The 19,402-nt window shown below is 60.8% G+C and carries 19 protein-coding genes; 9 read left to right on the top strand and 10 right to left on the bottom strand.

What is annotated here, in order from left to right; translation table 11 throughout:
• Positions 1–58: 58 nt before the first annotated feature.
• Entirely contained in the window at positions 59–964 is a 906-nt protein-coding gene (gene rarD, locus ACR0FE_RS09695) for an EamA family transporter RarD (protein ID WP_170614271.1), read from the top strand.
• Here rarD and ACR0FE_RS09690 read toward each other — a convergent pair.
• On the bottom strand, positions 955–1,665 hold the full coding sequence (locus ACR0FE_RS09690; protein WP_170614272.1) for an SGNH/GDSL hydrolase family protein: 711 nt from the start codon (positions 1,663–1,665) through the stop codon (positions 955–957). The two genes, rarD and ACR0FE_RS09690, sit on opposite strands and share 10 nt — an antisense overlap.
• 2 nt (positions 1,666–1,667) lie before the next feature.
• Positions 1,668–2,078: a nuclear transport factor 2 family protein gene (locus tag ACR0FE_RS09685; RefSeq protein ID WP_480813017.1), complete on the bottom strand. Its 411-nt coding sequence runs from the start codon at positions 2,076–2,078 to the stop codon at positions 1,668–1,670.
• A gap of 98 nt (positions 2,079–2,176) precedes the next feature.
• Between ACR0FE_RS09685 and ACR0FE_RS09680 the strand changes: the two genes are divergently transcribed.
• Complete coding sequence (locus ACR0FE_RS09680; protein WP_480912638.1) at positions 2,177–2,824, top strand: RluA family pseudouridine synthase; 648 nt, start codon at positions 2,177–2,179, stop codon at positions 2,822–2,824.
• 2 nt (positions 2,825–2,826) lie between these two features.
• Here ACR0FE_RS09680 and ACR0FE_RS09675 read toward each other — a convergent pair whose 3' ends face one another.
• Positions 2,827–3,018, bottom strand: coding sequence for a hypothetical protein (locus tag ACR0FE_RS09675; protein WP_170679485.1), 192 nt, complete (start codon positions 3,016–3,018; stop codon positions 2,827–2,829).
• A gap of 106 nt (positions 3,019–3,124) precedes the next feature.
• Between ACR0FE_RS09675 and ACR0FE_RS09670 the strand changes: the two genes are divergently transcribed.
• The 4 genes from ACR0FE_RS09670 to ACR0FE_RS09655 all read left to right on the top strand — a co-directional run bounded on the left by ACR0FE_RS09670 (position 3,125) and on the right by ACR0FE_RS09655 (position 6,146).
• The gene (locus ACR0FE_RS09670; RefSeq protein ID WP_480912637.1) at positions 3,125–3,817 is read left to right on the top strand and encodes a helix-turn-helix transcriptional regulator; all 693 of its coding nucleotides are present in this window, start codon (positions 3,125–3,127) and stop codon (positions 3,815–3,817) included.
• Between the two features lie 118 nt (positions 3,818–3,935).
• Positions 3,936–4,607, top strand: a complete 672-nt coding sequence (locus ACR0FE_RS09665) for a YiaD family glycine zipper/OmpA-like lipoprotein (protein WP_480912636.1) — start codon at positions 3,936–3,938, stop codon at positions 4,605–4,607.
• A gap of 132 nt (positions 4,608–4,739) precedes the next feature.
• On the top strand, positions 4,740–5,282 hold the full coding sequence (locus tag ACR0FE_RS09660) for an NADPH-dependent FMN reductase (RefSeq protein WP_480912635.1): 543 nt from the start codon (positions 4,740–4,742) through the stop codon (positions 5,280–5,282).
• Between the two features lie 51 nt (positions 5,283–5,333).
• Complete coding sequence (locus ACR0FE_RS09655) at positions 5,334–6,146, top strand: HTD2 family dehydratase (protein ID WP_480912634.1); 813 nt, start codon at positions 5,334–5,336, stop codon at positions 6,144–6,146.
• Here the strand turns inward: ACR0FE_RS09655 and ACR0FE_RS09650 are convergent.
• Complete coding sequence (locus tag ACR0FE_RS09650) at positions 6,138–7,172, bottom strand: NAD(P)/FAD-dependent oxidoreductase (RefSeq protein WP_480912633.1); 1,035 nt, start codon at positions 7,170–7,172, stop codon at positions 6,138–6,140. The genes ACR0FE_RS09655 and ACR0FE_RS09650 overlap by 9 nt on opposite strands.
• Positions 7,173–7,227: 55 nt before the next feature.
• On the opposite strand from ACR0FE_RS09650, the gene mnmC2 reads away from it, so the two are divergent.
• On the top strand, positions 7,228–7,893 hold the full coding sequence (gene mnmC2, locus ACR0FE_RS09645; RefSeq protein WP_480912632.1) for a tRNA (5-methylaminomethyl-2-thiouridine)(34)-methyltransferase MnmC2: 666 nt from the start codon (positions 7,228–7,230) through the stop codon (positions 7,891–7,893).
• The gene (locus ACR0FE_RS09640; RefSeq protein ID WP_170614282.1) at positions 7,890–8,759 is read left to right on the top strand and encodes a DMT family transporter; all 870 of its coding nucleotides are present in this window, start codon (positions 7,890–7,892) and stop codon (positions 8,757–8,759) included. The genes mnmC2 and ACR0FE_RS09640 overlap by 4 nt, the downstream gene beginning before the upstream one ends.
• Here ACR0FE_RS09640 and ACR0FE_RS09635 read toward each other — a convergent pair.
• Positions 8,733–10,697 (bottom strand): lytic transglycosylase domain-containing protein, encoded by a 1,965-nt coding sequence (locus tag ACR0FE_RS09635; protein ID WP_480912631.1) that lies wholly within the window; start codon positions 10,695–10,697, stop codon positions 8,733–8,735. The genes ACR0FE_RS09640 and ACR0FE_RS09635 overlap by 27 nt on opposite strands.
• 133 nt (positions 10,698–10,830) lie before the next feature.
• Between ACR0FE_RS09635 and dapA the strand changes: the two genes are divergently transcribed.
• Positions 10,831–11,703: a 4-hydroxy-tetrahydrodipicolinate synthase gene (gene dapA / locus ACR0FE_RS09630; RefSeq protein ID WP_170816952.1), complete on the top strand. Its 873-nt coding sequence runs from the start codon at positions 10,831–10,833 to the stop codon at positions 11,701–11,703.
• A 138-nt stretch (positions 11,704–11,841) separates the two neighbouring features.
• Here dapA and ACR0FE_RS09625 read toward each other — a convergent pair whose 3' ends face one another.
• From ACR0FE_RS09625 to xsc, 5 genes are all read right to left on the bottom strand, one after another.
• A complete protein-coding gene (locus ACR0FE_RS09625; RefSeq protein ID WP_480904526.1) occupies positions 11,842–12,714 on the bottom strand; it encodes a dimethyl sulfoxide reductase anchor subunit family protein in 873 nt (290 codons plus the stop codon).
• The gene (locus ACR0FE_RS09620; protein WP_170614286.1) at positions 12,714–13,463 is read right to left on the bottom strand and encodes a 4Fe-4S dicluster domain-containing protein; all 750 of its coding nucleotides are present in this window, start codon (positions 13,461–13,463) and stop codon (positions 12,714–12,716) included. Before ACR0FE_RS09620 ends, ACR0FE_RS09625 begins: the two co-directional genes overlap by 1 nt.
• Positions 13,464–13,565: 102 nt before the next feature.
• Positions 13,566–16,388, bottom strand: coding sequence for a molybdopterin oxidoreductase family protein (locus ACR0FE_RS09615; protein ID WP_480912630.1), 2,823 nt, complete (start codon positions 16,386–16,388; stop codon positions 13,566–13,568).
• Between the two features lie 89 nt (positions 16,389–16,477).
• Positions 16,478–17,485, bottom strand: coding sequence for a phosphate acetyltransferase (pta, locus tag ACR0FE_RS09610; RefSeq protein ID WP_480912629.1), 1,008 nt, complete (start codon positions 17,483–17,485; stop codon positions 16,478–16,480).
• A gap of 22 nt (positions 17,486–17,507) precedes the next feature.
• Positions 17,508–19,283, bottom strand: a complete 1,776-nt coding sequence (xsc, locus tag ACR0FE_RS09605) for a sulfoacetaldehyde acetyltransferase (RefSeq protein ID WP_480912628.1) — start codon at positions 19,281–19,283, stop codon at positions 17,508–17,510.
• Positions 19,284–19,402 lie beyond the last annotated feature (119 nt).

Raw genomic sequence — 19,402 nt, 5'->3', positions numbered from 1 at the left:
AGTTCCCAACCCGGCCTGAACTGCCGTAAAGACGAACGGTATCAGCCGGAGACCTGACATGGCGGACATCGCTGCTCCAACTCAGAACGTCGATACGCCGCGCGGTCTGGCGCTGGCTGTAACCGCCTATGTACTGTGGGGGTTTCTGCCGCTGTACATGAAGGCGATGGCGCATATCGGTCCGGTCGAGGTTGTGGCCCATCGGGTGATCTGGTCCGTGCCGGTCGCCGGTCTGTTGCTGGTCGCGCTTGGACGTACAGGTGATCTGAAGGCGGCCCTGCGAAACCCAAAAATGCTGGGCATGGCCTGCCTGACGGCCGCTTTGATTTCAGTGAACTGGGCGATCTATGTCTGGGCTATTGCCACCGGGCGGGCGCTGGACGCGGCCTTGGGGTACTATATCAACCCCTTGTTCAGCATTGCGCTGGGCGCGGTTTTGCTGCGCGAACCTTTGAACCGAACGCAGATAGTAGCGGTTGGGCTGGCAGCGCTGGGCGTCATCATACTTGTGCTAGAAGCCGGAGCACTGCCCTGGGCCGCACTGGGTATGATGTTTACTTGGGGCTTTTACGCGTTCTTCAAACGCTCCCTTCCTATCGGACCAAACCAGGGATTCCTTCTCGAGGTTCTGGTTCTTCTGATCCCGGCTTTGGCCTATGTGACCTGGCTGGGCGCGCAAGGCAGAGGGCATTTTGGGATGGCTGGGGCGGATACGATGCTGCTGGCGGGTGCCGGTGTGGTGACGGCGGTGCCTTTGCTGGTTTATGCCAACGGCGCCAAGTTGGTGCGGTTGTCCACCATGGGCATTCTGCAATACATCGCCCCGACCATGATCTTCATCACCGCGATTACCTTGTTTGGAGAACAAATCGATCGTGGTCGCATGATCGCCTTTCCGCTGATCTGGGCGGCTTTGATTGTCTATTCGGTTCCGATGATCCGGCAGATTCGGGCTCAGTCCTGACGCAGCGCGCGGGCAACTTCATCCGCCCAGATCGCGTAGGTTTTCGGACTGGGGTGATACCCGTCTGGCGCGGCAAGCGCCGGGTCATCCGGCAAATCCAGCACGAGGTGCCGGCACTGAGGGCGCTCTGCGACCACCTTCTGCAGCGCCTGATCCAGCCGTCGCGCCTGACGGTCCAGAACCCAGGCCAAAGGTTGGGGTAGCGCCGGGAAACGGCCCATTTGCGGGACTGCAGTAACAATCACGCGCCGCGCGCCCATGGTGCCTGTCAGCAGAGACATCAGGCGGGTTTGTCGTTCGGCAAACCGGCGTTGCGTCACGGCGCGGGTGACGTCATTCACACCCAGCGCCGTCACCACGGCATCGAACTGAGTATTCAGTGCCCCAAGACGGTCTATAGTATCCTGCGTTGTATGGCCGGTCGTAGCCTCCAGCCGCCATTCAACACAATAGTGCCGCGCCAGCCGCTGGACGAGTTGCCCGGACAAGGCTTGTTTCTGCGTGCCTGCGCCTACGCCGGCAGCCGAACTGTCACCCGTGATCAGCAACCGCAGCCGGGGCCCGCGGCCATCTCGGCCTTCGCGCGGCCCTGATGGCTCGGGCAGCATCTGGGCATTGCGCCGGACAGACAGGCCCTGCATCGCCAGAACCGGCAGCAGCGGAAGGCGCAGAAGCTGATCAGGGGCGACAGGAGCACGCATGGTCAGCTCAGCGCCTTGCGAAATTCCAGAAAGCGGGCGTCGCTCATCACCCGCGCCATCATCGCCTCACGCAGGGCGCCGACGGTTTTGTGCGGGCGCATGACCACTTCGAATTTCTGGATCAGGCCATCGTCATTCAGCGTGATCAAATCCACACCCACGGCATCCAGTTCACCGACCTTGCATTGGAACTCCAGAGCCCAGTCGCAACCTTCGCCCATAACGCGGCGATAGCGAAACTCGGAAAACACCTGGCTGACATGCCCAAGCACCGCCGCAACCGGTGCACGCCCGGTCCATGTGCTGTAATAAGTCGGCGGCAGGAACTGCACATTCTCGGCCAGCAGATCCGGTATCCGGGCCTCGTCACCTTTTGCAACCGCGTCCTGCATGCGCTCGATTGTCGGATGCATCTCTGTTCCTCCTCAACTGGGTCCGAGAGTTGCCGAACGATGGGTCGCTGGCAAGGACGACGTTGCGGGAGGTCGCGCGCTGCGATAGGCAAGCCCGCATGAGCGAGACCTACACCCCCCCGAACACGCCACTGGATGTGCTGCATGAAGACGCGCAGCTGATCGTGGTGAACAAGCCGCCGGGCCTGCTTTCGGTACCCGGCCGGGGGGAGCATCTGTCGGATTGCCTTCTGACCCGGGTGCAGGCGGCTTTTCCTCAGGCCCTGCTTGTTCACCGGTTGGACCGGGACACGTCAGGTGTGATGGTGTTTGCACAAACACCGCATGCGCAACGCCATCTGGGTCAGCAGTTCGAACAGCGCCAGACGCGCAAAACCTATGTTGCGCGTGTGTGGGGCCAGGTGGAACCCAAATCCGGAACGGTTGATCTGCCTCTGATCGTCGACTGGCCAAACCGGCCGCGCCAGATGGTGTGTCACGAGACGGGCAAACCTGCGGTGACGGACTGGCGGGTCGTCCGACATGAGGACCGCAGCACGCGCATTAGGTTGTTTCCCAAAACGGGCCGGTCGCATCAGCTTCGGGTTCACATGCAGGCATTGGGGCACCCGATCCTGGGTGATCCGTTCTATGCGACGGGTGCGGCGGGGGATTACCCGCGCCTGATGCTGCATTCTGAAGAGCTGCGCCTGAAGAACCCCGAAGGCGGGGTTGCGATGAAATTCAGGGCCAAGCCCGATTTCTGAAGCTAAAGCACCCAGCCCCATATCATCTTGAGATTGCCCAGAGAAAATCGTCTGACACGCCTTCGCTGTTGCATGGACCGACAGTGGCGTTCGGCCATGATCTGGCGTTCAATCTCAAACCCGCGCAAGGTGTGATCCTGAGACCATCTTCCGAGTTTCAGCGTCATCATGACGTGGTTGTCGCGGCTTGGCATTATTGCTCTCCATTTGTTCGTGATGTGCCAAGCATTGCAGCCCTCTCCTGACACTACCCTGTCAGTGGGGTGTGCTATTGTGTCAGCAGACCGTCAGGAGGATGCGATGGGCCGATCTACCCGTCTGTTTGAAATTATCCAGATCCTGCGCATGTCCGATGCGCCGGTGACAGCGGATGCGCTGGCAGAGCAACTGGAAGTATCTGTTCGCACCGTGTACCGCGATATCGCGGCTCTGCAGGCGCAGCGGACGCCGATCGAAGGAGAGGCGGGCGTGGGCTACGTGATGCGCCGGGGGTATGATCTGCCGCCGCTGAACTTTGATGCGGAAGAGATTGAGGCGCTGTGGGTTGGACTGTCAATGCTGGCCCGCACGGGTGACAGCACGCTGCAACAGGCCGCAGATCGCGTTTGCCGGAAAATCGAAGCGCTGCAGGTGCCAGCAGACTGGTTGCAGGTGGCGCCGTGGGGGGCGCCTCGGGACGATCCTGACAAAGGGTGTGTTCCGGTTGCCAACTACCGCGAGGCAATCCGGGCGGAACAGAAACTCAAGCTGGTTTACGTCAATTCCGAAGACGAGCGTACGGAACGCGTCGTGCGCCCGGTTGCGCTGATCTATCACATCGAATGCACGATGCTGGCGGCATGGTGCGAGTTGCGAAACGGGTTTCGACACTTTCGCACGGACCGTATCTGGGCGTGTGACGTTCTGGACGCGCATTTCTGCGGTCAGGGCCCGCCGCTGCGCGCCATCTGGCAGGAGAACAACAATTGGGATGCGTCATCAGCCCCTGCTTGACCGGCAGGTAATTGCCGATTTCACCGGAATGTTGCTTGAGGCTTCAACGGCCTGCCGTGATATACTGGCCCAAACAAATCAAACCCGATGAACGGGTTCATGAGCAGAGGGTAAATCCATGACGATTTCCAAGTTTGTTATTTCTGCCGGGCTGTGTTCGGCACTTGTTCTTGGCGCATGTACCGACCCAGGTACGCTTTCAGTGCAAAGTGACCCCAATCAGAATGCAAAGCAGGGTGCCTTGCTGGGCGGTTTGATCGGTGCAGGCGTCGGCGCTATTGCAAATGACTCGGATCCGCTTTTGGGTGCGCTGGCCGGTGGTGCCATTGGTGCCGCAGGTGGCGGCGTCATCGGCAATCAGCTTGATCGCCAGGCGGCGGAACTGCGTCAGCAACTGGCCAATGACGGGATCACCATCGTCAATACAGGCGACCGCCTGATTGTGACCGTCCCCAATGACATCACCTTTGACACCGACAGCTCGACCGTGCGTCCGGGGCTGCGGTCCGATCTGGTGAAGGTGGGGCAGAATCTGGTCAACTACCCGAATTCGAACGTTCAGATCATCGGACACACCGACAGCGACGGCGACGCCACCTATAATCAGGGCCTGTCCGAGCGGCGGGCCAATGCCGTGGCCGATGTCCTGCAAGCCAATGGCGTCAGCTATTCGCGCATCACTACAATCGGTCAGGGTGAAAACAATCCGGTCGCTTCGAACCTGACGCCGGATGGCAAGGCGCAGAACCGTCGGGTCGAGATTGTCGTCGTGCCCAGCGGCAACGCCTGATCGGATCCAACAACCGTGGACAGGGCACATTCTCTTGCCCTGTCCATGCGCACTGACTGTGCGTCAACAGGGCTATGGTCCCGGTCCATCCCCGTATAAGTTCCCGAAAACAACAAAGCGGAGTTCCCGATAATGTCCGAACCGACCCTTCTGGGCCTGTCCGGTTCGTTGCGCCAGAACGCGACAAACCGAAAGTTGCTGCGCGAGGCCGCGCGGTTGTTCGAGCCCGGCACTTTCATCGAGGCCGACCTCAACCTGTCTCTATATGACGGTGATCTGGAGGCGGGTGAGGGCATTCCCGCGTCGGTTCAGGTGCTGGCTGACCAGATTGCGCAGGCCCATGCGGTGATCATTTCGACCCCGGAATACAACAAGGGGCCGTCCGGTGTGCTGAAAAACGCGCTGGACTGGGTCAGCCGAACCAGTGGCAAGCCATGGGCGGACAAGCCCGTTGCGGTGATGTCCGCCGCTGCTGGTCGGGCCGGCGGCGAACGCGCGCAGATGATGTTGCGCGCCTATATGGTGCCGTTTCAGACGCGCATCCTGCAAGGTCCTGAAATCCATCTTGCCGACAGCTCGAACGCATTTGACGATCAGGGGCGGCTGAGTAGCGAGCGCTATGAGAACCCGCTGCGGACGCTGATGCAGAAGCTGAAAGCCGAGGCCGGCTTCTGAGGTCAAGGCGCGGTACTTGTTCCGCAATGCCCTGGCGCGTAACGTGCGGGTATGTCAGATGAAACTCCGGCTGAAACACAGCAGGACATTATGGATCCCGCGCGCGCCGCTGCCTTGCAGGTGGCGCTGGGACAACCAGTTTCCGTTGCGGCGGGCGCACCGCTTCCGCCGTTTTTTCACCAGTTGTATTTCTGGTCACCGCTTCCACCCGATCAGCTTGGCCGGGATGGGCACCCCAGGGTGGGCGGCGGCCTGATCCCGGATCTGGGCCTGCCACGTCGCATGTGGGCCGGAGGCCGGTTGCGGTTCCGCGCGCCCCTGGTCGCGGGCAAGCCAGCCCGGCGCCGGTCCTTTCTGGAAAGCGCCACGTCAAAAACTGGCCGGACCGGGCCGCTGGGTTTTGTCACCTTGCGGCACGAGATCTGGCAGGGGGAAGATCTATGTCTGACGGAATTGCAGGATCTTGTTTACCGTGAAGACCCTTCGGCTGATGCAATCAAGCCGAAGCCGCCAACGGCCAGAACCGACCAAACGGATCGCCGAGAGGTTGGGTTTTCCTCAACTTTGTTGTTTCGGTATTCGGCACTGACATTCAATGGCCACCGGATCCACTATGATCTGGACTATGCGCGCGACGTCGAAGGCTATGACGGGCTTGTCGTTCATGGACCGTTGCTGGCGCAGCATCTGATGTTGTTTGCAACCGATCTGATGGGGCCGCTGTCCGAGTTTTCGTTCCGCGCGTCCTCCCCACTCATGCACTTCGAAACGGCGGCCCTGTGCCGGAACGGTCGCGAGCTGTGGGTCGCGGGGCCGGACGGCCGGAAATGTATGCAGGCGGTTGCCACTCCGGTGTCAGAGTGAGGCTTCGGGTCTGAATCCCTCCGGTATCTGATCGCGTTTTTCCAGTATCAGATCGGCCATGACATCGGCCACTTTGGGGGCCATACCGAAACCGATCTTGAAGCCGCCATTGGCAATGTACTGACCCCGGTGCATAGGATGTTCGCCCAGCATTGGTGCGCGGCTTTTGCTGCGGGGGCGGACCCCGGCCCAGCGTTCAATCACTTCGGTGCCGTGCAGAACGGGAACGGCGCGCGTGGCGCGGTCGATCACGTCTTCCAGGGCGCTGTCGGTGCTGGAAGGGTCTTCATAGTCCCGCTCGGATGTCGATCCGATGGCCAGAGTGCCGTCCGCATGGGGCACGATGTGAATTGCATCAACAAAAAGCTGAGGCACCGACCCTGCATCGAACCTAAGCAGGGCAGCCTGGCCCTTGACCCCATTGCCAACAGTTTTGCCATAGTGGCGGTTCAGTTCCAGTAGGCCCGCCAATCCGGTGGCGTGTACGACCCGACCCCGGTCGGGCGCGTCTGTGGCAATTTCGACCCCCATCACGGACAGGGCCGCAACCAGCGCGGCACAGGCCCGTCTGGGATGCATGCGCGCACTCAATGTGTCGTGGATGACGTATCCCGTCGGGCTGGGCGGGCACCAGGCGCCGGCCTTGGCGGTTTCAACAACGCGCCATTCTGCCTGTCCCTGCCACAGTTCGATGGCCGTTTTAGCGCGCTGATGCGCAAGATCCAGATTGCGCTGGTCAGCGATGGGCTGCAGGCGACCCAGACGCGCATAACCGGGTGACACGCCACCTGTCGCTTCGACCTGGTTCCAGAACGCTTGGGCCATGATCAGGCTGTCGAACTGAAATGCCTTTTTGGCATTCCAGTTTTCCGGCACATGAGGCGCCAGTGCGCCGACCAGACCACCGCTGGAGCCCGAGCCGGGACCAAAAGGATCGACTACCTGCACCTTTGCGCCGCGCCGCGCGCAGGTCCAGGCAATGGACAGGCCGAAAATACCCGCGCCACGCACTGTCACATCGACCATTGCCAATCCCCTTTTCCTTGTTCAGTGTCGCGCCGCCTAGCTACAGGATTCCCCGATGGCAGACCAGCGCGCCGAACTGACCTGGACGGACGAGCAGATCCCGATTTCGGACCGGTTCGACGATCCATATTACTCGCTCCAGAACGGGCTGGAAGAGACACGGCATGTGTTTCTGGCGGGCAACGATCTGCCCGGTCGCTTCGCGCCGGGTTTTCGAATCGCCGAGCTTGGATTCGGAACCGGCCTGAACATGCTGACGGTCTGGTCCGCGTGGGAGGCATCCGGTCAGACAACACCACTGACCTTCACCAGTTTCGAAGCCTTTCCGATGGATCCTGCAGACATGGCACGCGCACTGGCATGTTTCCCAGAGCTTCAACCCTGGAGCAGCCGGTTTCTGGCGCATTGGCAAGGTGGCGAATGCGATCTTGGCACGCTGCACCTGAAAGTGATCGAAGGCGACGCGCGTGAAACCCTGCCCGCTTGGTCGGACATTGCGGACGCCTGGTTTCTGGATGGGTTTTCCCCGGCCAAGAACCCGGAGTTGTGGCAGGCGGACCTGTTAAAGCAGGTCGCCGGTCACACTGTGGCTGGCGGAACAGTCGCGACATATACCGCCGCCGGTTTCGTGCGGCGTGCGTTGACCGAGGCCGGGTTTTCAGTCACGCGTTCGCCCGGATACGGGCGCAAACGGCACATGACACGGGCGATCAAAGAATGAGTCAGCAGAACAACGTGCGGGCCGGGATCGCCCTGATGGTCGCGGCCACAATCGTCTTTGCGTTGCAGGACGGGATTTCGCGTCATCTGGCCGGAACCTACAACACCTACATGGTCGTGATGATCCGGTATTGGTTCTTCGCGGCATTTGTCATCACCATCGCGGCCCGTGCACCCGGCGGGCTGAAGGCGGCAACACAAACCAGCCAGCTTGGGCTTCAGGTCATCCGGGGTGTGTTGCTGGCGGCCGAGATCTGTGTGGCCGTTTTCGGGTTCACGGTTCTGGGTCTGATCGACAGCATGGCCGTTTTCATCTGTTATCCCCTGTTAGTGGCCGCGCTCAGCGGGCCGGTTCTGGGTGAAAAGGTGGGCTGGCGGCGCTGGTCCGCGATCGGGGTCGGTTGCATCGGGGTCCTGATCATTCTCGAACCGGGTGTTGGCGTCTTCAACCCCTGGGCGGTCATTCCTTTGATTTCGGCCCTGATGTTTGCGGTCTATGGATTGCTGACCCGATACGTTGCCCGTCGCGACAGCACGGCCACCAGCTTTTTCTGGACGGGTGTCGTCGGGGCGGTGGCCATGACGCTGGTTGGCATGTGGTTCTGGGAACCGATGGCCCAGGCGGACTGGTTGTGGATGGCACTATTGTGCGTCAGCGGCGTGACAGGGCATTGGTTGCTGATCAAATGCTATGAAATGGCGGAAGCCAGCGCAGTTCAGCCCTTTGCCTATTTCCATCTGGTCTGGAGCGCACTGTTGGGCATTTCGATATTTGGCGAAACGCTGCGCCCAGCTGTTGTCGTGGGCGCGGCGCTTGTCGTGGCGGCAGGTCTGTTCACCCTATGGCGCGAAAGACGCCAGGGTTGAGCCGGTAAGTTCCTGCGAAAACGGAATGGGCAGGGCCGGCTTGCCCAGACGCGCGCGATAGACGGGCATGCTTTCCGCGACGCGCATGACATAGTTGCGCGTTTCGCTGAACGGGATGGTTTCGATCCAGTCGATGACGTCGACCTCTCCGGCGCGGGGATCGCCAAAGCGTTCCATCCACGAAATCGGACGCTTGGGTCCCGCGTTGTACCCGGCCGCCATCATGACCACGTTGCCTTTGAACTCGGCGGCCAGCCCGGACAGGTAGTTCGCCCCCAACTTGGCGTTGTATTGCCAGTCCGATGTGAGGCGTCCGGTCTGATGGCCGCTGAGGATACCCATCTCCTGCGCGACCAGCTTGGCGGTGGCTGGCATGACCTGCATCAAACCACGTGCGCCGGCTCCGCTGACCACGACCGGGTCAAACTCGCTTTCCCTGCGGGCAATGGCCAGGGTCATTTCTTTCGCCATGGGCAGGCCCATATCGGCCACCGGATGGACAGGGTAGTAGGCCGCAGGCAGAACCGATCCTGTTCTGGCGGCGCGCTTGGCGATCATGACTGCCAGATGTGGCTCCTTGAGTTCCAGCACCAGATCACCCAGTTGACCGGCCTCAACCGGATCGAGACCTTCCACCAGATGGGTCAGAAACTGTTCTGTCAGATTATCTTCGCCGGCTCGCAGCAGCAGAAGCCCAGCTTCCAATACACTGGAATTCGCAAACCCGGCCTGTTTCCAATGCGGTGCACGGCGCGGGTTGGCAAGCTCGCTGTCAAACGGGCGCCCGATGCGCTCGGCAGCCAGCAGGCCATAGAAGGAAGTCTGGTAATCCGCGCCGATTGCGTAGGCGTCATAGGCCTTGTCCGCATCGCCCTGCGCCGCATGAGCCCGGCCCAGCCAATAGCCGCCGCGCCCTTTGGAAATTGGCGACTGAACTGCGGCCGAGAAATTCTGGAAATGGCGCACGGCCGTGTCCGGATCGTTCAGTTTGCGCAGCGCGAGGAACCCGGCGAGCCATTCCAGATCAGCGTAACCATAGCCCATTTCGGGTGTCATGTGATGGTTGGCCGCAACGTCATAAGCGCGTGCGATATTTCCGTTGCGCATCTCCAGCCGCGCCAGCCTGCGCCGACCTTCGGCCCATTTGTCCGGCTCGCCCAACGCCTGTGGGCTGGTCGAGCGTTCCAGCATCAAATCGATGGCGCTGTCGTCAAGTTCCTTGCGGTCCCGCCATACGAATCGGTCGAAGGCCAACCCGGCTGACGACGCCAGCGAGTCCGGCACTGCCGAAATCTTGGCATCCACACCGGGCTGACGTTTTTGCAGCGCGATTCTGGCTTCGGCCAATTTCCGTTCATCCGCACTGACCAGCGGCAACATCTGATCAGCGCTGACCAGATGCCCGTCCCAGAGCATACGGTCCAGCCGGGCCGCGTGATGCGGTTTCAGCAATTTGTCGAAGTTTTCCAGATAGTCCTTCTGCAAACCCGACCCCATGGGCATCGTGCGCCAGGCCATCACGATATCCGCCTCGGCATCGCCCCTGCGACCCTTGGCCATTAGGGCAACCGCGAAATTCAAGGCACCCTCGGCGGTTTGCGGCGGTGAGCCGTCGTAGAACTTCAAAACCCGGTCCGGGTCGACCCCGGTGAACGAAGGTTCGCTTTTGCGGCGCAGCCACCCCAGTCCGGGCCAGTCCGACCGGCGGTCGAGAAACACAAGTACATCGCCCGAACTGCCAAAGCCGCTGCGCAACCAGTGCCAGACGATGATGTCACGAGACACCGACCCGCGCGTTCCTGCGACGCGCAGGGCCTCGTTCCAGTCGCCTTTGCGCATCTCGTTCAGCGCGGCGCGCAGGTCCGCAGCGGCATCCGCGCGCGCCTGAGCCGTCGAACAAAGAATCACGGTGATCAATACCGCCAGAAAACGTGTCATCCCTTGCATTTCCCAACCAACCAAGGATACAGCCATTCAGGATAAACCTTGCGCCGCCGGGATCAACTCACAAACCGAAGATTGTGATAAAGGGTGGCGCGTTCACAGCAAACTGTACGCTAAGGAGCGTTCCATGTTCAAAGGCTCGATGCCAGCACTCGTCACCCCGTTCCGAAACGGTGAGTTGGACCTGGACACGCTCAAACATCTGGTGGAATGGCAGATCCAGGAAGGTTCGACCGGGCTGGTGCCGGTGGGAACCACGGGCGAAAGCCCAACGCTCAGCCATGAAGAACACGAAGTGGTGGTGGAAGAGGTCGTCAAGGCCGCTGCCGGCCGCGTACCGGTCATCGCGGGTGCCGGATCCAACAACACCGTCGAAGCGATCCGGTTCGTACAGTTCGCCGAGAAGGTCGGCGCGGCTGCGGCTCTGGTTGTCACGCCGTATTACAACAAGCCGACCCAAAAGGGTCTGATTGCCCATTTCAGGGCGTTGCATGATTGCGCGGGTATTCCGATTGTCATTTACAACATCCCGGGCCGCTCGGTGATCGACATGACACCGGCGACAATGGGCGAACTGGCACAGCTGCCGCGCATTGTCGGGGTGAAGGATGCAACCGGCGATCTGGCGCGGGTCAGCCAGCAGCGGGCAAGCTGCGGTACCGACTTCTGCCAACTGTCCGGGGAAGATGCGACCGCTTTGGGCTTCAACGCGCATGGCGGGGTCGGATGCATCTCGGTGACGGCAAACGTGGCACCGCGCCTGTGCGCCGAATTCCAGCAGGCGACCCTTGCAGGTGATTACGCCAAGGCGCTGGCCTATCAGGACCGTCTGATGCCCCTGCACGAAGCGATCTTCATCGAACCCGGCCTTGTCGGCGCCAAATACGCGCTCAGCAAACTGAACCGTTGCAGTGAAGACGTGCGCTCGCCCCTGACCGGGCTGGACAGCAGCACAAAATCTGCCATCGACGCGGCAATGGCCCACGCCGGACTTCTCTGAACGCGCTCGACACGAAAAAAGGGCGGCATTCACCGGGTGAAGCCGCCCTGTTTCTTTTCGGTATCCGGACTTCTTTTGTTCGAAATTCCCCCGGTGGTGGACTGAGCCTATGGTTCAGGAGGGGCTGACCCCCTCGCTTCAGCGCTTGCCGTAATACAGTCCGACCACATGCTCTGCCTGAGCGAAGAACAGCCAGCGTGATACGGCAACGCCAGCCAGGTGCGACAGCACGGCCAACAGCACAAAGAAATGGCTGAACGGCAATACCAGCAACACAACGGGGACAAGGAAGGCCAGCGTGAACGAAATGATCCGCAGCTTTTCGGCGTGTTTGCGTCCGACCACATGCACGAATTCGCGCAACAGGTAGTTTGTCCCGGTATGCGGCGGTTCAAATGCCCGGACGGTCCCCCTCGACCCAAGCCCGGTTGCGGTGCCCAGATCCGTTCCCGAAGCCGCAAGGGCTTTGTCGCCTCGCACCCAGTACAGAATCTGAACCAACCCGGCAATCATCAGCAGGGGACGGGCCAGTCCCGTCTGTCCGGACAGCAAGGCGCCGCCGGCCAGGCTGAAGGTAATAAACATGAGCGGGGTCAGTTTCATGTTCCAGCGTGGAATGGTTTTCAGCTGGGTATAGATCATCGAGGTGGTAAACACGGTCGCCAGTGAAAACAGCGCCCCCAATGCGCCCAGAACGCTCCAGCTCTGGCCCAGAAAGACCGCGCCAAAGGCATAGAGGCCCATAAGAACCAATGCGATGACCGCGCACCAGCCCTCACGCGACAGCCAGCTTGATCGCCACTGCGAAAAGGCTTTGAGCGCGCGTTCGGGGTGGCCCAGATGGAAGGTCGACGCCATCAGGCCGCCAACGGCCAGACCATAAGCGATAGCGTAGAAAACAAAAGCCACCCAGCCGGTGACGTCCGGGCTGCCAAGGCCAAGAAAGAACAGCAGGCCAAAACCAAGGCCGGACAGCGTGGTGAAGATGATAACGGAAGGTGCCGGATGCATCAGAGCTTCTCCAGGGTTTTGTCGAGCCAGCCCAGAAAGCCCTTAGGTTCTTCGGCGACGGGTGCCAGAAGCGGTGCCAGGATGTCGATCTGTTCTTCGACGGTGTCCTTCGGGCGCGGCGGCAGGTATTTGTTGACGGGCTTGGTGCCCATTTCCGGCATCAGATCCATGCCATCCCGTTCGGCGACCAGTTTTGATACATCGCTATTCGGGTCGCCCAGATCGCCGAAATGCCGGGCCCCGGCGGGGCAGGTACGCACACATGACGGGATGCGATCCACCTCGGGCAGGTTGTCGTTGTAAATCCGGTCGACGCAGAGAGTGCATTTTTTCATCACCCCTTCGGCCTGATCCAGTTCGCGGGCGCCGTAAGGGCAGGACCATGCACACAGGCCGCAACCGATGCAGTCGCTTTCATTGACCAGTACGATTCCATCCTCGACCCGTTTGTAGCTGGCTCCGGTCGGGCAGACGGTGACACAAGGCGCGTCTTCGCAGTGCAGGCAGGATTTGGGGAAGTGGATCAGCTGGGCGTGCCCTTCGGCAGGCTGCACCTCGTAGGAATGCACGCGGTTCAGGAAAGTCCCCGACGGGTTGCCGCCATAGGCATCCTGATCCGACAAAGGCGCGCCATAGTTTTCGGTGTTCCAGCCTTTGCAGGAAATCACGCAGGCGTGGCAGCCGACACAGGTGTCCAGGTCGATCACCAGACCCATCTTGCGCTCGGTTGACTGAGGGAGTTGGGTCATGTCATTGGATCTCCGCTGCCGGGGAGGGGGCCAGCCCCCTCTTGAGCCTCCGGCTCAATTCACCCCCGGGATATTTCTGGCCAGATGAAGTTTGGACCTCGGTCATTTGCCCACCTTCCATGCCAGATCGGTCGGACCGGTTCCGACAGGTGATTTGATCGGTGGGAAGGCCGGCTGGCTTTCCTTCATTTCCTGCAGCGCGGCTGCTTTTTCGATTTTGACTTTCAGATCGAACCATGCGGCCTGCCCGGTGATTGGATCGGAGTTTGCCCAACGCAGCCCGTCACCTTTCGGGGGCAAAAGCTCGTGGATCAGATGGTTCAGAAGGAATCCCTTGGTGGCCTCGGGGGCGTCCTCCTGCAGGGCCCACGCGCCTTTGCGTTTGCCAATGGCGTTCCAGGTCCAGACAGTATTGTCGTTCAGCGCCGCCATTTCCATCACTGGCACGGTGATTTCACCATGCGGAGACGTGACTTTGGCCCAGTCGCCGTCCGACAGGTTGTGTTCTCGCATCAGTTTGGTCGGCACATAGAGCGGGTTGCGTCCGTGCAACTGGCGCAGCCACGCATTCTGGGTGCCCCAGCTGTGATACATTGCCATGGGCCGCTGGGTCAGGGCGTTGACGGTGAACCCCTCGTTCCCGGTCTGATCGGTTTCGTACCAGATCGGCAAAGGATCCATCGTGTCCTTGATGCGCTGGCGTAGATGATCGGGCGGTTGGCGCTCGCCATGCCCTTCGGCTGCCAGTTGGAATTTTCGCATCGGCTCGGAGTAGAGCTGGAACAGGTATGGTTGTGGACTGTCATAGAGGCCCAGGTTGACGGCCCAGTTCTGATAGGCGCTGTTCCAGGGTTTGTAGTACAGCGCCTCATCCGGCACATGTTCGACGTAGAACCCGCCGTTTTCAATGTAACGGTCCAACTGATCCGGGTTCACCTCGCCGCGCCCGGCCTGATCGCCGTTCTCGCCGCGGAAGCCGGCCAGTGGGCCAATGCCCGGCTTGCGCTGATGGTTGACCATATAGTCGGCGTAATCGGTGTACTTGGCGGCGCCGACTTCGTTCGTAAAGCCGGGCAGGCCCAGCTTGTTGGCAAGCTGGATCAGAACCGTCTGGAACCCGCGCACATCCCTGTCAGGCTCGATCACCGGCCAGCGGATGGCGTCTGCGGCGCCGTCCGCCTCGCAGATCGGGCGGTCAAGCAGCGAAATGCAATCGTGCCGCTCCAGATAGGTGGTGTCGGGCAGGATAAGGTCGGCATAGGCGACCATTTCCGAGGAATAGGCGTCGGAATAGATGATATGCGGGATCACATATTCGCCGTTTTCATTCTTGTCCGTCAGCATGTCCATGACACCCTTGGTGTTCATGGTCGAGTTCCAGGACATGTTGGCCATGTACATGAACAGCGTGTCGATCTTGTAGGGATCGCCGGCATGTGCGTTCGAGATCACCATATGCATCAGACCATGGCTGGACATCGGGTTTTCCCAGGTGAACGCCTTGTCGATCCGCGCTGCGCTGCCGTCGGCCTTCAGCGCCAGATCATCCGGACCGCGTACAAAGCCCAGATGCGGGCCGTCCAGCGGTGAGTTCGGTGTGACCTTGCAGTGTGGCGTCGGGTGTGCCTCGACCGGTTTGGGGTAGGGCGGTTTGAACCGGAAGCCGCCGGGCACCTCGACCGTGCCCAGAATGATCTGCAGCACATGCAGCGCCCGGCAGGTCTGGAATCCGTTGGCATGGGCCGAGACGCCGCGCATCGAGTGCATGGCGACGGGGCGGCCGATCATCTTGTCATGTTTCTCGCCCCGGAAATCGGTCCATTCCTGATCGATCTGGAAGGCCTCGTCAAAGGCGACGCGGGCGAGTTCCGCTGCAATGGCGCGGATGCGCTTGGCGGGGATGCCGCACTTTTCGGCGATGGCTTCGGGGGCGTATTCCTCGCTGAGGTATTTCTCGGCCATCAGGTGGAAGACCGGGCGGTGGGTGACGCCGTCTTTTTCGTAGGTGGCCGACAGGTCTGGGCGCACGCCGGGTTTGTCAAAGGCGGTCAGTTCGCCGGTTGCACGATCAATGACCAGCGGTTTGCCGTCTGAATCGCGCAGGAACAGGCCCTGTTCCGGCCCGTCCGAGGCGTTTACCAGCACAGGCGCGTTGGTGTAGCGGCTGAGATAGTCCAGATCAATCTTGCCGGCCTTCATGAGCACATGGATCATCGACAGGATGAACAATCCGTCTGTGCCGGGTGTGATGCCAACCCAGTCGTCAGCAACAGCGTTATAGCCCGACCGGATCGGGTTCACGCCGATCACCCGCGCGCCGCGCGCCTTGATTTTGCCGATGCCCATCTTGATCGGGTTGCTGTCATGGTCTTCGGCCACGCCGAACAGCATGAACAGCTTGGTGTGATCCCAGTCGGGCTGTCCGAATTCCCAGAATGCGCCGCCCATCGTGTAGATGCCGCCAGCCGCCATGTTGACCGAGCAGAACCCGCCATGGGCTGCATAGTTACAGGTGCCGAAATTCTGCGCCCAGAAGCTGGTGAAGGATTGAGACTGGTCGCGGCCTGTGAAAAAGGCCAGCTTCTCGGGGTTGTCTTCGCGCAGGGGCTTCAGCCAGCCGACGGCGATGTCCAGCGCTTCGTCCCAGCTGATTTCTTCGAATTCGCCAGAGCCGCGCGGCCCAACCCGTTTCAACGGTGCGCGCAGCCGTGACGGCGCGTTGACTTGCATGATCCCGGCACTGCCCTTGGCGCACAGAACGCCCTTGTTCACCGGGTGATCGCGGTTGCCTTCGATATAGGCGACCTTGCCGTCTTTCATGTGCACATTGATGCCGCAACGGCAGGCGCACATATAGCAGGTGGTCCGCCTGATCTCGTCCGAGACCTTGGGAGAAGTGTCTAGGATCGGCTGCTGATGCGTCATTGGCGGGTCCTGTCGGTTGTGTCGGGATGAACTTGTCACTTTCATTCCGAATTGAGAACACCGTTCTGTGAACGGCGCAAATATAAGTTCTATGTTCTGTTGGCCTGCAGAGCGGTCACGGCGATCATCTGGGTCACATCCTCGGCGCTGCAGCCGCGTGACAGGTCATTGGCCGGTTGGGCCAGCCCCTGCAAAACCGGGCCGATGGCAGAATACCCGCCAAGGCGCTGAGTGATCTTGTAGCTGATATTGCCCGCGTCGAGATTGGGGAAGATCATGACGTTGGCCTGACCGGCCACAGACGATCCGGGGGATTTGCGATCTCCGACTGATGGTACGAAGGCCGCATCGAACTGTAATTCGCCGTCGACCTCAAGATCTGGTGCCGTCTGCCGCAGGGTTTCGGTGGCTTCGATGACCTTGTCCACAGCGGCGTGTTTCGCACTGCCCTTGGTTGAAAAGCTGAGCATGGCGATTTTGGGATCAACACACAGCAATGCCCGTGCGGAGTTGGATGATGCGAGTGCGATCCTACTCAGCTCTGAAGCGCTGGGGTCGATCACAAGGCCGCAATCGGAATACAGCATCGCCCGTGCGCCCGGCATTGCGTTTTCTGGCGGGTACATCAGGAAGAATGAGGACACCATTCCCGCGTCCGGCGCCATGCCGATCACCTGAATGGCCGTCCGCACGATATCACCGGTGGTATGGACGGCGCCGCCGACCGTTCCGGTGGCGCGCCCGCTGCGAACCAGCATGGCGGCATAAACCAGAGGAGATTCGGCGGCTTTTCGGGCTTTGGCCTGATCCACGCCCTTGTGCTGGCGCAGTTCGAAATAGGTTTGGGCAAACTCTTCGGTCAGATCCGAAGTTGCAGGGTCGTGTATAGTCACACCATCTGATTCGGACGCGCCCAGGTCTTTCAGAGTGGCCTCGATGTCGGCGTGTACGCCGACCAGAATGACATCGGCCAGTTCAGCCGCATGGGCGGCAAGCGCCCCCGCAACAATGCGGGGATCACTGCCTTCGCATAAGGAAATTACAGGTCGGGTTGCCGGGGCGCGCTGACGCAACAGCTCGATGGGTGTCAGGGTCATGCGCTCCGGCTCCGTCCTGCAATTACACGATCTGTTCGCGCATGTCGTCCGCGGACACACCGGCAACGGCGACGGGTTTCTTCATCGCGTCACGGCGGAACGGTTCGCCCAGTTCCTGGTTGATCAAGGCTTCGATCAGGGTGGTGATGCCGTTCTTCTGATCTTCGATCGCCTGGTTCAGTGCTGCGGTCAGCTCGTCCTGGGTACGGGCAACGACGCCTTTCAGACCACAGGCCTGCGCGATTCCGGCGTAGGAGACCTTGGTGTCCAGTTCGGTGCCGACGAAGTTGTCGTCGAACCACAGGGTCGAGTTCCGCTTTTCCGCACCCCACTGGTAGTTGCGGAAGACGATCTGGGTCACGGCGGGCCATTCGTCACGACCGATGGCGGTCAGTTCGGTCACGGCAATGCCGAAGGCACCGTCGCCCGAGAAGCCAACGACCGGAGTGTCCGGGCAGCCGATTTTGGCGCCAATCACCGATGGCAGGCCATAGCCGCAGGGGCCGAACAGGCCGGGGGCCAGGTATTTGCGGCCTGCCTCAAACGACGGGTAGGCGTTGCCGATGGCGCAGTTGTTGCCGATGTCGGACGAGATGATCGCCTCTTTCGGCAGTGCGGCCTGAATGGCGCGCCACGCCATGCGCGGGCTCATCCAGTCGGGCTTGGCAGCACGGGCGCGTTCGTTCCAGGTGGTGCCCGGATCGTCCTGCTCGTGATCCATCGAGGTCAGTTCCTGCGCCCAGCGCGACTTGGTTTCCGCGATTTTCGCCTTGCGCGCGTCGCGTCCTTCGTCGCCTGCTGTGTCCGAAAGCTGCGCCAGAATATTGGTTGCAACGGTGGCCGCATCGCCCACGATGCCAACCGAGACCTTCTTGGTCAGGCCAATACGGTCGGGGTTGATGTCAACCTGGATGATCTTGGCGTTTGTGGGCCAGTACTCCATTCCATAGCCGGGCAGGGTCGAGAACGGGTTCAGACGGGTGCCAAGGCAAAGAACAACGTCGGCTTCCTTGATCAGCTCCATACCCGCTTTCGAACCGTTGTAGCCCAGCGGGCCGGCAAACAGCGGATGGGAGCCGGGGAAAGCGTCGTTGTGCTGGTATCCAACGCAAACCGGCGCGTCCAGACGCTCGGCCAACGCCTTGGATGCCTCGATTCCGCCCTTGGACAGAACAGTACCGGCGCCGTTCAGGATGACCGGGTTCTTGGCTTCCGACAGCAGCGCGGCGGCTTCGGTGACGGCGGATGAGCCGCCCGAGGGAAGTTCAAATTCGACGACGGCAGGCAGGTCGATATCAACAACCTGGGTGAAGAAGTCGCGCGGTACGTTGATCTGTGCCGGTGCCGAGGCGCGCTTGGCCTTGGTGATCACGCGGCTCAGAACTTCGGCCATCCGCGAGGGGTCGCGCACTTCTTCCTGATAGCAGACGCAGTCCGCGAACATGCGCATCTGTTCCATTTCCTGGAAGCCGCCCTGACCCATGGTCTTGTTCGCGGCCTGCGGGGTGACCAGCAGCAGCGGGGTGTGGTTCCAGTAGGCGGTTTTGACGGCGGTGACAAAGTTGGTGATGCCGGGGCCGTTCTGCGCGATCATCATCGACATCTTGCCGGTGGCGCGGGTGTAGCCGTCGGCCATCATGCCGCCCGAGCCTTCGTGTGCGCAATCCCAGAAAGTGATGCCAGCTTTTCCAAAAATGTCGGAGATCGGCATCATAGCCGACCCGATGATCCCGAACGCGTGTTCGATTCCGTGCATTTGCAGGACCTTAACAAAGGCCTCTTCCGTGGTCATTTTCATGTGTGCGCTCTCCAAGCAAAGGTGGAACGGGCCAGGCACCTTGCCTTGCCTTTGCATATGGTTTTGGCGCAAGGGTGGCAGCTGCGTTAGGGCCAGAACGCGCGGCGGAATATGTCCAG

It is taken from the genome of Ruegeria sp. K7, from assembly GCF_056531785.1.
This window is presented reverse-complemented; position numbering and strand designations above follow the sequence as displayed.